Below are 15955 nucleotides of genomic sequence, written 5' to 3' on the forward strand. Positions count from 1 at the left end.
ACTTATGTTTAATCCGGTTGCCACATACCGCATACAGTTTCATAAGAAATTCAATTTCACCGATTTTGAAAAGATTATACCGTACCTGCAAAAGCTGGGCGTAAAAACGGTATATGCATCACCTATCTTCGAAGCGGTGCCCGGAAGTATGCATGGATACGATGTGATCAATCCGCACCGCATCAATCCCGAGATCGGTACGGACAGCCAGCTACGCAACATCAGCAAAACGTTGCGTGAAGCCGGCATCTCCTGGTTGCAGGACATCGTACCCAACCACATGGCCTACCATCCCGAAAACATCTGGCTGATGGATGTACTCGAGAAAGGCCGGAACTCGGTCTACGAGTCGTTCTTCGACCAGGCCTGGTCAAGTGAGCTTTTTCACGGACGTCTCACCGTCCCCATCCTCGGGGCTTCGCTGGAAGATGTCCTGTTCAACCAGGAGCTTCAGGTGACACGAGCGGAACAGCGGCTGGTATTTAAATACTACGACAACGCCTATCCACTGCATCCGCGCTCGTATACATCGATCTTGCAGAGCGCGGATATGCCTGACGCGATAAATCTGTTCATCAGCCAGATCGATGAATTGCACACGATCGAAGAGCCTGTAGCTTATACACTGCGGTGGCATGAGCTGATCTTGCAGCTCGACGCGCTCACCCGGCGGGAAGACATGCTGGAATATATCGAGCAACGCATCCTCGCGGTCAACGACGATAAGGAGCTCTTACGAACCGTTGCCGCCGAACAGAACTATGTGTTCAATGCCTGGCACCAGACCGATGAGCGCATAACTTTCCGACGCTTCTTCACGGTAAACGAGCTGATCGGCCTGAATATGCAATATGAGAAAGTGTTCGAGCACTACCATATGCTGATAAAAACATACGTCGAAGACGGTATATTTCAGGGATTGCGGCTGGACCACATCGATGGTTTGTACGACCCTACGCAATACCTCGAACGCCTCCGCGCGCTGGTAGGAGAGGATACGTACATCGTAGCCGAAAAGATCCTGCAGCTGAACGAGGATCTTCCGGCGTGGCCCATTCAGGGAACCACAGGGTATGAATTTCTGGCCTGGGTTAACAACCTGCTGACACCCCCCGAATCGGAAAAACCACTCTCGGCATTCTATAGCACGGTCGTACCCGACGACCCGGCCATCCGTGGCCAGGTTCGCGCCAAAAAAGCCAATATTCTTTTTCGCCATATGGTGGGCGAGCTCAATAATCTCTCCGGCTTCTTACTGGAGCTGAACTTGATTCCGAAAGAACGGCGTGAACAAGTCTCGACGGAAGACCTCAAGTCGTGTCTGGCGGAACTGTTGATCCGCTTCCCGACGTACCGTGCGTATAGCAACAAGGTTCCGCTGGCCCCGGCAGACGAACATCAGCTCCGCGCATTGTTCCAGGAAATACAACAGGACTTGCCCCAACTTGCTCCGGCCGTTGGTTTGTTGGAGCAGGCGCTACTGGAAGCGACGAAAGAAGGCGACGAAGAATACAATATACGCGCCATCCGTTTCTTTCTTCGCTGCATGCAGTTTGCGGGTCCGCTCATGGCCAAAGGCGTAGAAGACACGCTCATGTATACCTATAATCGCTTCCTGGGGCACAACGATGTAGGCGACTCGCCTGAATATTTTGGCCTGCCGGTAGAAGCGTTTCACAACATCATGAGACACCGGCAGGAAGCCTGGCCGCTGGCCTTAAATGCTACTTCCACGCACGATACCAAACGGGGCGAAGACGTGCGGGCGCGCCTCAATGGATTGGCGGCCCTGGCCGGCGATTGGGTAGAGGCAGTGCGCACCTGGCAGAAACAAAACGCAGCCCTTCGCGAAAAAGGCTGCCCGGATGCAAACGACGAGTATTTTATATACCAAACCCTTATCGGGGCACAATCGTCCGACGCACAGTTCCCCGAGCGACTCGAAGCCTATTTCACAAAAGCATTCCGGGAAGCCAAACGCCGTACCGATTGGGCCGCACCTGACGAGGCCTACGAAGAAGCTGTTAAAGAATTCACCACGGGGCTACTGGCAAAGCAAGGCGCCTGGCAGAAATCCTTCCGCACGTTCTCCGCGCGCGTGGCGGAAGCGGGTATACAAAATACACTCTCCCAGGTATTGCTGAAATTCACTTGTCCCGGCGTTCCGGATGTATACCAGGGTTGTGAGCTGTGGGACCTGAGCCTGGTCGATCCGGACAACCGCCGTCCTGTAGACTATCACCACCGTCTTACGCGGTTGGAGGCGCTGGAAGAAATTGCCGCCAAAGATCCTGCCGGTATCTGGAGCCAGCTTTGGCAAGACCGCCACGACGCGGGAATAAAGCTTTGGCTAACTGCCTGCCTGTTCCGCGAACGGTCCGCATCAGCAGAAGTCTTTTCGCACGGTGAATACATACCACTGGTAGTGGAAGGTATACATCGTAACCGCGTAATTGCCTTTGCACGAAAATATAAGAAGACACAATACATCGTGATCGCGCCACTATACGCCACCGACAAACCTGTAGATTGGCAGGACACCCGTGTGCAACTGCCGCCGAATGCGCCGGAGACATGGCTGAATGTATTCACGCGCGAGAAGAAAAAGCAACCGAAATACATCGAGGTAAAGGAGGTGCTCGCCATATGCCCCGTAGGCTTATTAAGTGCCTCCGCACCGCCAAGCAGCCGGAGTGCAGGCATCATACTGCATATTACGTCGCTGCCATCCGTGTTTGGTATCGGTGACCTGGGACCGCAGGCCTATTCCTTTGCCGACTTTTTGTATCGCGCCCACCAAACAGTGTGGCAGCTTCTTCCCTTAAACCCTACCTCGCAAAGTAGTGACGAGTCACCCTACAGTGCATATTCCGCCATGGCCGGAAACCCCTGGCTCATTAGTCCCGAGCTGTTGGCAGAAGACGGCCTGCTCACGCCGGACGAGCTGGCTGCGTCGCAGGTGTCCGCCACGGCAGCCATCGACTTTGCTACGGTAAAGAAGATAAAACAGCCGTTGTATGACCGTGCCTGGACGCGCTTTAAAACAGGAGACTACCCGGCACTGCACAAGGAGCTCGACGCGTTTGTGAAAACGCAGGCTGCGTGGTTAAACGACTTTTCGGCCTACGAAGCACTTCGCGAACATCAACATGAAAAGAGCTGGGCATCCTGGCCGCAGGAATTCAGAACGCGCGACCCCCAGGCGCTGCAGCAATTCTGCCAGGCGCATACCGACCGCCTGGACAAAACGCGGTGGTTACAGTTTATAGTAGACCGTCAGTGGAAGCGGCTAAAATCCTATTGCCGTAGTTTGGATATTCGCTTTCTGGGAGATATACCATTTTACATGAGCTACGACTCCTCCGACGTTTGGGCCAACCCAACGCTGTTTGGTTTGGATGACCAGCTCCGTCCGCAATATATCGCCGGCGTACCCCCTGATTATTTCAATGATCAGGGGCAGCTGTGGGGAATGCCGGTATATTGTTGGGACAAGCTGAAAGAGTCGGGATACACGTGGTGGATTGATCGCTTACGTAAAAATATAGAGCTTTACGACCAGGTCCGCCTGGATCACTTTCGTGCGTTTGAATCCTATTGGGAAGTGCCCGCCGATGCGGAAACGGCAGTAGGGGGAAAGTGGCAAAAAGGCCCGGGGGCCGATTTTTTTCATACAATAGGGCACGCGTTGGGAAAATTGCCATTCGTAGCAGAAGACTTGGGCGAAATAACCGAGGATGTGTATGCTTTGCGCGATGCGTTTGGATTTCCTGGCATGAAAGTGCTTCAATTTGCATTTGGCGAGGAATTACCGTCGTCACCTTATGCGCCGCATAATTTCGAAAACACGAACTTCATCGTCTACACCGGCACACATGATAATGACACAACACGTGGGTGGTTTACGAACCTGGATGCGGCGGTTCGCAAGACAGTGGTGGAGTATACCGCCACCGTGACGGATGTAAACACGGTGTCTTCCGCGCTGGTCAGGCTTGCCCATGCTTCCATTGCACAAACGGCCATCATTCCCATGCAGGATATTCTCGGGTTGGCCAGCGACGCCCGCATGAACACCCCGGGATCGGTAGGAGCGAATTGGCGCTGGCGCATGGAGCCCCACGCCATAACAGCAGCGACGGAAGAGTCGCTACGTATGCTGACAAAGTATTATAACCGGGGTTAGCCTCCGGTAAAGTTAATTTGCTTTCTTCTCTTCTTTGAGGGTTTCACGGGCCAGCTTTGCCATCTCCAGATGGTGGGCCAGGATCGGCAACTTGGCGGTAGCCCAGGCCTTCAGATCGCCATCATTCCCTTTTTCAGATTCTTTTCGAAAGGTGTCGATATCCTTCTGGTGATCGTCCACCATCATGTCGGCATAAGCCTTGTCAAAATCCTTTCCCGTCTTCTGAGACAAGTCGTCTACCATACGCTGACTCTTTTCGCTTAAAGAATCAGGCAATGATATATTCTTTTGTCCGGCCAACGCCTTAAGTTCTTCATTGGCTTTACTGTGGTCCAGCTCCATAGTTTTTCCAAGTTCCTGAATCGCCGGCGCGGCGCTTTTTGTCTGCGCAAGCTTACCGAGCGTAACTTCCAGCATACCACCATCGGCCGCAGTAACGGCAAACTCGCCGTCGGCTTTGAGATCAAGCGTGTCGAGCTTTTTATCATTTTCCGCCTCGGCAACCTCGGTGCTGTCTTGCGACTTGTTACCACAAGAGGTGATGGACAGTAGGGCCGCGAAAGCGACAAGGGATAGATAGATGCGCGTATTCATAGTGAATAATGTTTCCATGGAAAAATTAAAAAAGTATGCCACTTACAAATGGCTAAACATATAACTTCTGGCATACGTCACAGTAAAACGTGCGGCGCTTCGTCTTGCCGAGATACGCTTTTTGAAGTGGTGCCCCATCGCGTGGGCAGGTTTTCTTAGTATGCGCCTGCCAGTGTTTTCGTAAGGTGAACTCCCGTTTCCAGGCCAAAAAATCGAAACTATAGCGCACCACTTCGTCGACCAGCTGTCGGCGCTTGACCGCTGGTAATTTTCCCACAAGGCTTTGCGGATGGATATGTGTCCGGAAAAGCACTTCGTTTTTGATAATGTTCCCGGAGCCCGAAAAGATAGACTGATCCAGCAATGCATCACAAACCAGCATGTCGGGATTGTCCTTGAGCTTTTGCAGTGCCTGTGCCGGGTCCCACTGGTCACTCATCACGTCCGCCGCCCAGTCGTAGAGGTCGTCCAGCGGCTCTTCCAGCATGCGCAATGCGCAAGCATAAAAATTTATCTCGCCGTGCTTGAATTGAAGGCTAAGGCGAGGAGTTTTATCCTTTCGCTCGTTGATGAGATACGATCCGAACAACAAAAAATGAATTCGAAGTGTAAAGGAGGGGAAGCAAATTAGAAAATGCTTTCCCCAACTTTTAAAGCTGCGAATAGATTTACCCTCCAGCATCGCCGGATCAAACTGCTTGGTGTTGCCAGAAGCATGCAGTATTTTTTTTCGGACAAACACATTGGCAGCTTCTTTCAATATGACGATCGACGGACCTTCAGGCATAGTAGCATGGCAGTATTACGAATTAGACTCCACCGCGCTGCGTAGCGACACAACCTCCAGGTCTGCGCTCGCAGGGCCGGTCAGCACCTTTCCGTCCGGCGAGTACCGCGCGCCATGGCAGGGGCAATCCCAGCTTTGCTCGGCAAGGTTCCAGGCGACATGGCATCCCATGTGTGTGCACGTCGGCGACACGGCATGCAACGCGCCTTCGCTGTCGCGCGACAAAGCGATCGACTTGCCTTCGTATTCTACAACCTTGCCCTCACCGGGGGCAAGATTCGCCAGATCTTGTAAGGCCTCCGAGGAAAACCAACCGCCGATCAGGTTCTTCGCCACATCCAGGTTGTTTTGCATAAAGCTTGTAAAGCCTGCCACCGGTTTAATGCGCGACGGACTAAACAGCTCCTGGTATACATTTTCTTGCTTCGTGATCAGGTCGCGCAAGATCCCTGCGGCGACAGTGCTATAGGTCATACCGTTGCCGCCATACCCCGTGGCGACATAGATATTGTTTCCATGCATGGGCAGGTTGCCGATATACGGTAATCCGTCGACGGGTTCAAAGTATTGAGACGACCACTGATACGCGATCGATTCAACCGCAAAGTATTTTCGAACATGTGCCTCCAACGTACGAAAACGCTTTTCCGTATTTTCCTCGTGCCCCGTCTTGTGATCTTCTCCACCCGCAATCAAATACGACTTGCCGTCGACAACCTGCGTGCGGTAGTAATGGTAAGGATCATACATATCATAGCAAAGACCTTCCGGGTATTTGCCATCGGCCAGGGTAACGGCCATAGCATAGCTTCTCCAGGGAGCCAGGCGCAAGTGCAGCAGGTTTATCCCCGGCGGCGTGTGCGTGGCATATACCAGGTTGTGCGCACGGATCGATTTCCCGCCGGCATCTATCAAAACAACATCTCCTTCCGTAACCTTTGTCACAGGCGCATATTGCAAGATCGCCCCGCCGAGCGCCTCGAAAGCATGGGCGAGCGCGTGCACATAGCGCAAGGGGTGAAACTTGCCTTGTCGTTCTACACGCACAGCCTTCTGCATTGGTATGGGCAGTGGAATGCTGTCGGTGTACTGTATCGCCAACCCTACCGTGCGGCTCGCGTCAAAAATATCCTGAAGCTCTTTCGACTGCTTTTCATCCTGCGAAAACAAATACGCTGCGGCTTCTTCAAAGCCACAGTCAATCCCATACGTCGATACATGCCGTTGAATGAGATCGACAGCCTCGCGTGCCGCGCGCGCTACGGACTGCGCGCCGGAGGTTCCAAAGTTCTGGATGATCGTCGTATAGGGTGTGTCGAGCAGCGTGTTTAAATGCGCCGTCGTACCCCCCGTTGTGCCAAAGCCAAGATTCTCGGCCTCTACCAAAATACATCTCTTTCCGGCCTGCTGCAGCAGGAGGGCGGTCGTTATACCTGTAATTCCCCCGCCCACAATGGCTACATCGTAGGAGGTATCTTGCTGCGCCCGGTGCAGGGAACCGTAGACCGGCATTTCCTGCCAGAGGCTTACAAATGAACCGTCACGTGCTATCATAAAAGTGTCTGTTTTTTTATAGGTACTGTAAAATCCCTGCCAGCGGTTGGAGGCCTAACAGACCCCAGAGCCGGGTGTCAATTCCACAGAATTCCAAAAAAATAGTAGACGACGCTTCTTCCAGTCGGCACACTTGAAGATATTGCGCAAACATGAGCATACCCCTGAGAGAACAGCTCCGCGCCGTTTGCGCCGACATAGACGGAACCCTGCTGGACAGCCGCCGCGAGCTGTCACCCCGCACCATCGCAACCATTGGGCGAATAAAAGCCACCATACCCGTCATCCTGGCCTCGTCGCGTATGCCGGCCGCCATGCGGCACTTACAACAGGAGTTGGGCATCACCAACCATCCGTTGATCTGTTACAACGGCGGGTACGTACTACGGCAAGATGGAGCACAACCGGAGGTATTGGACTCCGTGGTCATTCCCGTATCCATCTGCCGCGAGATCCTGCGCTTAACCACCGGCTCCACGCTGCACGTAAGCCTGTATGAGCAAGACAATTGGTATGCCCCCGGGTACGACAAATGGACAGAGCGCGAAGCGCGGATCACGAAAGTGACACCACAAATTGATGTCGCGGCAAACGTTTTGCCGCGCTGGGAACAGGTTGGTACGGGTGCGCATAAAGTCATGTGTATGGGGCCGGAAGAAGAGATCTCCACGCTGCAAGAAGCCCTCGAGCGCGGCTTTTCGACAGCCGTGCATGCCTATCGATCCAAATCCACCTACCTTGAAATAGCACCGCGCGCCATCTCCAAGGCGTCGGCTATGGAACTGGTGCTCAAGATCTGTTACGGATTGAATGCCTCGAATGCCCTGGCGTTTGGCGACAACTATAACGATATGGATATGCTCGCATCGGCCGGATGGGGGATAGCCGTGGCGAATGCCCGGGAGGAAGTAAAAGTTCTGGCAAAAGAAATAACCGAGGCAAACATTGACGACGGCGTGGCGCAGGCCATCGAAAGACATCTGCTGTAGTGCTAGCGGCGCAAGTCTGGCTGCTGACGCACGCACTCGACAATAGCCGCAATCATTTCATTAAATCCTTTCACAGTAGACGGCTTGGTAATAAACAGGTCGGCGCCCAGCTGCAGGCATTGGTCGCGCTCCTGCTGCGAAGAAGCGGTCGTGAGAATAACGACCGGCAGACTTTGCAGACGTGGCTGCGCTTTGAGACGGGTTAAGATTTCCCGCCCGTGAAGTTTGGGCAAGTTCAAATCCAGCACAACGATGTCCGGCAGCGCCGCACAATGCTCCAGGTGCGGCACCACCTTGTCACCCTGGCTGATCGTCTCCATATGATATGGCACGCCGTTGTCGTGTAGTGCCTGTATCATCAGCTCAACGTCGTCTGGATCGTCTTCAACCAGCAGAATAGAGTAGGTGTTCATGGGTGCTAAAGATACAATTTCACACACGATAATCGCACCGGGGAAACAACTTAATAGATCGTTCGAAAACAATTCCAGGGCGTGTTGCCCTTGTCCGCCGGGTCCTTTTTCTTGCCATAATATCCATCCAGAAAACTGCGCGTGTCCGACCACACCGTTTGAATGATACCCTGAAAGTTCTCCTTTATTTCCGGAGTGGCATCCCGCCGGAAGGTACGCATGTCTTCCACCTGACTTAACGCCACCGACGGATTACGCCAGGGACACGTCGCCACTTTAAAACCTTTCATAGCGAAGTATACCGGTGTCTTGTCAGGGCGCTCATAATGCCAGTCACAGATCATAACATCTTTGGGGATCATATCAACGGCCCGGTGTGTATTGTTCAGACTGGCCTCCCACATGCCCAATCCTGTCGTCTTACCATCGATCAGGCGGTCGCCCCAGATCCACAGTTGCCGGTTGCGTTGCGCCAGGTAGTCGCGCAACACCCGCACCTCACCGGCAAAAAGCTCGGCCTTGTCACGACCGCCACACCGCGGACACTTATCGTCGCCGATATAGAAGACCTCGTCCATGCCGGCATGAAATGCGTCCGACTCAAAAGCGTCACAGATCTCATCCATCAGTGAAAATACGATCGGGTGCACGTCCGGGTGCAAAGGGCAATAGCTCTTGCAATAAAGTCCGTCGGCGTTGGGCCAGCTATACTTTTCGGGCATCTTGACGTGGGGCGTCTCATCCAACTGCGGATAAACCCGCAGCAGGTTGTGAACGGTTCCTGCCCAGGACTGGTGGCCCAACAGGTTGATCTGCGGAATCACGCGAATGTTACCACGCTTACACGCCCACACCATCTTCTTAACATCCTCCTTGCTCAGGGCCACGCTGTCGCGTAGCTCCGGATGGTGAACAAACTGGTAGTTCCAGTCAATCCGTAAAATCAGGGTATTTACCTTCCGCGGGACGAGTTCCTCCGTAATAAACTTCACGAACTGATCGACGTCCGCAGGGCGCGGCGCAGCAATACAAAACCCGCGGAGTGGAAAAGTGACAATTTCTTTCTGCTGAGCAGGTAAAACACCCGGCAGCAGGAACAGCGCCACGGCCAGAAGCTGGAAAAATGATTTCGGAGGATTCATCATGATAATACTAGGAAATATGGTGTCCAAAATATCAATATTGTAGAATTTCACGAAGCGTTTTTAAACACACATGAGCACACACAAGCAAAAACTTTACGCGCTCTGCCGGGACCATGTACAGCGTCGCATCCAGGACATCAGCCAGGCCCTGCAAGAGGTAAAAGAGTCGGCCGATGAAGAGACCAAAAGCACCGCCGGCGATAAATATGAGACCGCCCGTGCCATGGCTCAAAACGAAATGGAGAAGCTGAACGCGCAGCTACAGGAAAACAGAAAGCTCCAACAGGTACTTGAGCAGATCGACCCGCTGCGGAGTGCCCCGATCATACAGCTCGGCAGCGCCGTAAGAACCACACAAGGAAACTTCTATATAGCGGTAAGCGCCGGTGCACTTGGTCAAGGCAAAGAAGCGTACTTCGCAATCTCCCCGGCATCACCGATCGGTACCCTGCTCATAGGACGGAAAGTGGGCGATGAATTTCAGTTTAACAAAAAGACATACCGCATCGAGGCCGTGGAATAACCGGCTTGACCCGATCTTGTACACTCCTGACGTAACGACCTACGCTCATATCTCGATCATTTCTGCAAGGCGGAAAATGAAAAATACCCGAATCGGCTATGCTAATAGACAAAATCCCGTCTGTCGGGTTATGAATGCGGGATAAAGATTTCCGGAATCTGGGAATTAAGATGTTAATCCCCGGAACTGATTGTTAAAAAGCGTGTGTTATTCGAAAGAATTCTCGTTTTTTGTTTCAACAAGCATCGCTGACCGACACGTGCATGGATAAAACGTTCGTACGAAAGCTCTATCAATCACACCTGGTGTGTCCTACCTGCCCGTCGCCGGCAGAGGTGCAGCACTTCTTTGTGGAATTGCTCGGAGCACTCTTTGCTGACTTCACCCAGTTGGCACATCTCTCGGAAGAGCAATTTACCGAGCTTATGGAACGGCTTCAACGCGACCTTGCCCGGCTGCTGCGGAACAATGCCGCCACCGGTACACACAGCGCGGTGCAATTAGCAGCCGATTTCTTTGATGCCCTTCCCAACGTCTTTGAAAAAATACAACAAGATGTGGCCGCCATGTATGCCGGTGACCCGGCTGCAAAAAGCGCGGGTGAAGTTGTGCGTACCTATCCTGGTTTCTATGCGATTGCCGCCTATCGCATGGCGCACCAACTATATCGCCAGAACGTGGTAGACATCCCGCGGATCATTACCGAGCATGCGCACAGCCGTACGGGTATCGATATTCATCCGGCAGCAGCCATCGGCGACTATTTCTGCATCGACCACGGCACGGGCGTGGTAATCGGCGAGACGACCATCATTGGCGATCATGTAAAGATATACCAGGGTGTTACCCTGGGCGCATTGAGTGTCAACAAAGAAGACGCCCGGCGCAAGCGCCACCCCACACTGCAAGACAACGTCGTCGTCTATGCCGGCGCGACGATACTCGGCGGCGAGACAACCATTGGTCACGACAGCGTGATCGGTGGCAACGTCTGGCTTACGCGCAGCGTACCCCCGCAGTCGAAAATCTACTACCAGGCAAAAATGTTCAACGACGATACCAATCAGACCGACATGGTCATCTTCAAATAAGGAATTTCAGACTTTATATGAACCTCGCAGACCTCATCGGTAACACGCCCCTCGTAACCCTGCAGACCATCCCGGTCAATAAGCGGGTAACCATCTACGGAAAGCTCGAAGGAAATAACCCCGGCGGAAGCGTAAAAGACCGCGCCGCCTACGGCATGATTACCGCGGCGCTTGAACGCGGACAGATCAAGCCCGGCGATAAACTGGTAGAAGCCACCAGTGGCAACACCGGCATAGCGTTGGCCATGATCGCGCGGATCATGGGACTGGAAATGACCCTCGTCATGCCCGACAACTCCACACGCGAGCGTGTCCTGGCCATGGAAGCCTACGGCGCCAGGGTGATCCTGACGCCGGCTGCCAGAACCATCGAATACTCGCGCGAGCTGGCAGAGAAAATGGCTGCCGAAGAAGGATATCACATCCTCAACCAATTTGGCAACGCCGACAACTACGGTATGCATTACCGCACCACCGGCCCCGAGATCTGGCGCGACACCGCCGGTAAGGTCACACACTTTGTGTCGGCCATGGGCACCACTGGCACCATCATGGGGGTGTCGCGCTTCTTGAAAGAACAAAATCCCGCCATACAGATCGTAGGCACGCAGCCCACCGAAGGCTCGTGCATTCCGGGCATTCGCCGGTGGTCTCCCGAATTCTTACCCAAGATCTTTGAGCCACACCGCGTAGACCGCGTCGTGGACGTACGCGAGCAAGATGCACGGACATACACGAAACGCCTGGCACGCGAAGAAGGTGTACTGGCCGGCATGAGCAGTGGTGGAGCGTTAAGCGCCGCGCTGCAGATCGCTTCCGAAATTACCGAAGGAGTGATTGTATTCATCGTCTGCGATCGCGGCGACCGCTACCTCAGCTCCGACCTGTTCGAATAACTACTAGTCGTTCTTCAACTTAATCCCTTTCCTTTTAATGCGAAACCTACTCCTCCTCGCCGGCCTGCTGTTACTGGAATTTGCAGCGGTCGCGCAAGATCCACGGCGTTTTGAAACAGAAGTAACAAACCTGGTTGCGGGCGACACCACGGTAAAGAAGAAAAATCTCATCTTGTTTACGGGTAGCTCCAGTGTTCGCCTGTGGCGACCCGACATCGCCTCGTCCTTTCCCGGCAAGAATGTGCTAAACCGGGGCTTTGGGGGCTCACACATGAGTGACCTGATCTATTATTTCGACAAGCTCATTTTACCCTATCATGCTAAACAGATCTTTATCTATGAAGGCGACAACGATCTGGCATCCGGCAAAACGCCCGAAGAAGTTATGCGCCAGGCCGATAGTTTGTTACACCTCATTCGCAAAAAAGTCTCTCGTCGGGTAAACGTAGTCTTCATTGCCGCCAAGCCGAGCCTCGCGCGTTGGAATCTTCGCGAGACCTATACCACTTTTAATGGCATGCTGAAAGCGTGGGCAGAAAAGAATAAACATGTCACCTATGCTGATGTATGGACACCCATGCTCGATCCCAGCGGTAAGGTAAAAGACGATCTGTTTATCGACGACGGTCTGCACATGAAAGCCAATGGCTATGAAATCTGGGCGCGCGTACTGGCCCCCTATGTAAAGTAGGGGGGGTGAGGAAAAATATCCTCAGAGATTTGATGCGCTTCTATCCTGGTGGCGGGAATGAAAATTGCGTACGTGCCAATGAACCAACAATGAGCACGTATGGAATCAAAAGCAGATGTGGAGAATGTAGCCAAGACGCAAATGGATAACCGTCTGGCAAAAGCGAAACCCATGAAACTGGGTTGGTCGCCAGAAGAAGTTGAGCGTATCTCGCATGCGCTGAACGAAGTGTTGGCCAATTATAGCGTTCACTATCAAAAACTTCGCAACTACCACTGGAACGTCAAAGGCTCCGATTTCTTCGACTTACACGAGCAATTCGAAGAGCTTTATACCGAAACGCTCGTGAATATCGACGAGCTCGCGGAACGCATCCGTGTATTCGGCCAGACGCCCCTGAGCACCCTGAAAGATTACCTGAAAGTCTCCACCATAAAAGAAACAGGAACAGACCTGGAGTCTAGCACCATGGTCCGCGAAGTGCTGGGTGATTTTACCATCCTGCTGCATTTTATGGCAGACGCCGTTCACGCAGCTGCCGAGCAAGGTGACTCCGGTACCGAAGAGATGATCAAGAAGTTTATTAACAAGCTTGAAAAGCACCACTGGATGTTGACTGCTTTTTTGGCGAAGTAAAAGTCAGTTAGGCTTACAATCAGGCAGGATTGAATAACATTGTATTCAATCCTGCGTTTTTTTATCCAAAGACCGTAGAATGAAGTTTGATTTTTTACCGCGCTTCCGCGAAACCTGGCGTCGAGTGTGGGTTTCGTTTCAGAGCCGCACGACATTGCGAAAAATATTTTATGTCGCCGCGGCATTTATCGGTGCATCCGTGTCCGGCGTATTGATCCTGTTTATACTTACCTGGACGGGAGCCCTCGGACATCTTCCCGATAAGGAAGAGCTGAAAGCCGTTGAAAATCCCCTGGCGACAGAAATATATAGCGCTGACAGCGTGCTGCTGGGGCGCTACTTCATACAGGAACGATCCAATGTTAACTACGCCACACTGCCGCGTCATGTGGTCGACGCTGTCGTGGCCACGGAAGACATACGTTTCTTTGAGCATGGTGGCATAGATGGCAAGAGCCTCATGCGCGTGATGATAAAAAGCATCCTGCTGCAGCAGGAGTCGTCCGGTGGCGGCAGTACGTTAACACAACAGCTTGCTAAAAATTTATATCCCCGGCGTGAATACTGGCTGTTCTCGATGCCTATCAACAAAATCCGCGAAATGATTCTGGCTTCACGGCTCGAAGCGGTATACAACAAAGAATCGCTGCTGGCATTATACCTCAACACAGTTCCATTCGGCGACAATACCTATGGCATCGAAGCCGCCGCGCAACGGTTTTATTCGGTACATGCGGCGGCACTCACCGTCGACCAGGCGGCCGTGTTAGTCGGCATGCTCAAAGCCACGTCGTATTATAATCCTCGTCTGCACCCCGAGCGAGCCACACTGCGGCGCAACGTCGTGCTGGCGCAAATGAGAAAATATAATAAGCTATCGCAGGAAGACGCGGCGACGGCACAGGCGCGGCCTGTCAGGCTTTCATATAACCAGATCAGCCATCACACCGGGTTAGCGCCGTACTTCCGCGAATATCTCCGGGAAGAGCTGCAGGAGTGGTGTGAGCAACATACAAAAGCCAACGGTAAGCCCTATAACCTGTATACCGATGGCTTAAAGATCTATACCACGATCGACTCGCGATTGCAACAATATGCCGAAGTCGCTGTGAACAATCAAATGGCGGGACTTCAGAAACGGTTCCTGGAACATTGGGGCAGTAAAGATCCCTGGTATAACAAACCGGCCGTTCTGGACAATGCCTTGCGTAAATCCGAGCGCTACCGGTCACTGGCCCGTCAGGGACTGGGCCATGAAGAGATCATCCATGCCATGCAGGAGGCGGTCCTCATGAATGTGCTCACGGAAGAAGGGGAGAAGGAACGTGTCATGAGCCCATACGATTCTGTTCGGCATTACCTCCGGTTTCTGCAGGCAGGTATGTTGGCCATCGACCCGCGTCAGGGTGCCGTCCGTGTGTGGGTAGGGGGAATCAACCACCGGTTCTTTCAATACGACCACGTGCGGGAAAACACCCGCCGACAGATCGGCTCGACCTTTAAGCCGATCGTATATGCAGCGGCCCTGGAACAGGGTGTCGATCCTTGCGATTTTGTGTCCGCTGCAAAAACGGAATATACCAATGTCGAAGGCTGGAAGCCGGAAAATACGGAAGAGAACTACGACCGTAAGTACTCACTCACCGGCGGCCTGACGTACTCGGTCAACACGGTGTCGGTACGCGTGCTGGAAAAAGCCGGCATTGACAACACCATCGCGCTGGCCCGCCGCATGGGCATCGAAAGCGACTTGCCGGCTGTGCCCGCCATCGCCCTCGGCGCAGCCAACATCTCAATGATTGAAATGGTGCGTGCCTATGCGTGCTTTGTCAACAATGGCAAGACGAGCACACCCTACTACCTTACAGCCATCCACGACCACTCCGGCAAGTCATTAGAAGTTTTCACAGCCTCGGACAAGCCCGTACAGGCCATGTCGCCCGAAACAGCGCAGATGATGGTTGAAATGCTGAAACACACCGTCAACGAAGGCACCGCCGCCGGCCTCCGGTCGCGCTACGGCATACAAAACGACATCGCCGGCAAGACCGGTACAACGCAATCCAACGCCGATGGCTGGTTCATTGCCATGACCCCGCGTCTGGTCATCGGTTCCTGGGTAGGTGCCGACGATCCGCGCATTCGGTTCCGCAAAACCTCGCTCGGTCAGGGAGCCCGCACAGCCCTGCCCATCGTCGGCGATTTCCTGCATCAGGTCAATGCCGATAACCGGTTCGTCAGCATCAGCCAGGCCCGCTTCCCCGCGCTCTATCCATCCCTGGCCGACAAGCTTGCCTGCGATCTATACCGATCGGACAGTAACATGTTCCAGCGCCTGTTCGGTAAAAAAGACAAAGAGGAAAAACGAGCCTTCGGCGAACCCGGGAAAAAGAAAAAGGGCTTTCTCAAGCGCTTGTTCGGACGCTGACGGCCATCGCGTCTTTTTCGTT

General features: G+C 53.2%; 13 protein-coding genes. 8 read left to right on the forward strand and 5 right to left on the reverse strand.

The genetic code is table 11. The annotated features are described in order from the left end of the window. The first annotated feature begins 4 nt into the window (after positions 1 to 4). Positions 5 to 4186 (forward strand): malto-oligosyltrehalose synthase, encoded by a 4182-nt coding sequence (treY, locus tag KK062_RS04900; protein WP_254083133.1) that lies wholly within the window; start codon positions 5 to 7, stop codon positions 4184 to 4186. A gap of 12 nt (positions 4187 to 4198) precedes the next feature. Here treY and KK062_RS04905 read toward each other — a convergent pair whose 3' ends face one another. The 3 genes from KK062_RS04905 to KK062_RS04915 are packed head-to-tail and all read right to left on the reverse strand — an operon-like array spanning position 4199 to position 7121. After that, complete coding sequence (locus KK062_RS04905; RefSeq protein ID WP_254083134.1) at positions 4199 to 4780, reverse strand: DUF4142 domain-containing protein; 582 nt, start codon at positions 4778 to 4780, stop codon at positions 4199 to 4201. Positions 4781 to 4832: 52 nt separating this feature from the next. Beyond that, entirely contained in the window at positions 4833 to 5540 is a 708-nt protein-coding gene (locus tag KK062_RS04910) for an endonuclease (RefSeq protein ID WP_254083135.1), read from the reverse strand. 42 nt (positions 5541 to 5582) lie between these two features. Next, entirely contained in the window at positions 5583 to 7121 is a 1539-nt protein-coding gene (locus KK062_RS04915; RefSeq protein ID WP_254083136.1) for an FAD-dependent oxidoreductase, read from the reverse strand. 152 nt (positions 7122 to 7273) lie between these two features. Between KK062_RS04915 and KK062_RS04920 the strand changes: the two genes are divergently transcribed. After that, positions 7274 to 8110: a Cof-type HAD-IIB family hydrolase gene (locus tag KK062_RS04920; protein ID WP_254083137.1), complete on the forward strand. Its 837-nt coding sequence runs from the start codon at positions 7274 to 7276 to the stop codon at positions 8108 to 8110. Between the two features lie 2 nt (positions 8111 to 8112). Here KK062_RS04920 and KK062_RS04925 read toward each other — a convergent pair whose 3' ends face one another. Next, a complete protein-coding gene (locus tag KK062_RS04925; RefSeq protein WP_254083138.1) occupies positions 8113 to 8523 on the reverse strand; it encodes a response regulator in 411 nt (136 codons plus the stop codon). A gap of 50 nt (positions 8524 to 8573) precedes the next feature. Continuing rightward, complete coding sequence (locus KK062_RS04930; RefSeq protein ID WP_254083139.1) at positions 8574 to 9668, reverse strand: family 20 glycosylhydrolase; 1095 nt, start codon at positions 9666 to 9668, stop codon at positions 8574 to 8576. A gap of 70 nt (positions 9669 to 9738) precedes the next feature. Between KK062_RS04930 and KK062_RS04935 the strand changes: the two genes are divergently transcribed. From KK062_RS04935 to KK062_RS04960, 6 genes are all read left to right on the forward strand, one after another. Continuing rightward, complete coding sequence (locus KK062_RS04935) at positions 9739 to 10191, forward strand: GreA/GreB family elongation factor (protein WP_254083140.1); 453 nt, start codon at positions 9739 to 9741, stop codon at positions 10189 to 10191. A gap of 263 nt (positions 10192 to 10454) precedes the next feature. Continuing rightward, on the forward strand, positions 10455 to 11282 hold the full coding sequence (locus KK062_RS04940) for a serine O-acetyltransferase (RefSeq protein WP_254083141.1): 828 nt from the start codon (positions 10455 to 10457) through the stop codon (positions 11280 to 11282). 17 nt (positions 11283 to 11299) lie between these two features. After that, complete coding sequence (cysM, locus tag KK062_RS04945) at positions 11300 to 12178, forward strand: cysteine synthase CysM (RefSeq protein WP_254083142.1); 879 nt, start codon at positions 11300 to 11302, stop codon at positions 12176 to 12178. A 37-nt stretch (positions 12179 to 12215) separates the two neighbouring features. Then, positions 12216 to 12869, forward strand: coding sequence for an SGNH/GDSL hydrolase family protein (locus KK062_RS04950; protein WP_254083143.1), 654 nt, complete (start codon positions 12216 to 12218; stop codon positions 12867 to 12869). Between the two features lie 99 nt (positions 12870 to 12968). Beyond that, positions 12969 to 13505: a Dps family protein gene (locus tag KK062_RS04955; protein WP_254083144.1), complete on the forward strand. Its 537-nt coding sequence runs from the start codon at positions 12969 to 12971 to the stop codon at positions 13503 to 13505. A gap of 79 nt (positions 13506 to 13584) precedes the next feature. Then, on the forward strand, positions 13585 to 15933 hold the full coding sequence (locus KK062_RS04960) for a penicillin-binding protein 1A (protein WP_254083145.1): 2349 nt from the start codon (positions 13585 to 13587) through the stop codon (positions 15931 to 15933). The last annotated feature ends 22 nt before the right edge of the window (positions 15934 to 15955 follow it).

Source organism: Dawidia cretensis (genome assembly GCF_018598175.1).
GTDB lineage: Bacteria > Bacteroidota > Bacteroidia > Cytophagales > Cyclobacteriaceae > Ohtaekwangia > Ohtaekwangia cretensis.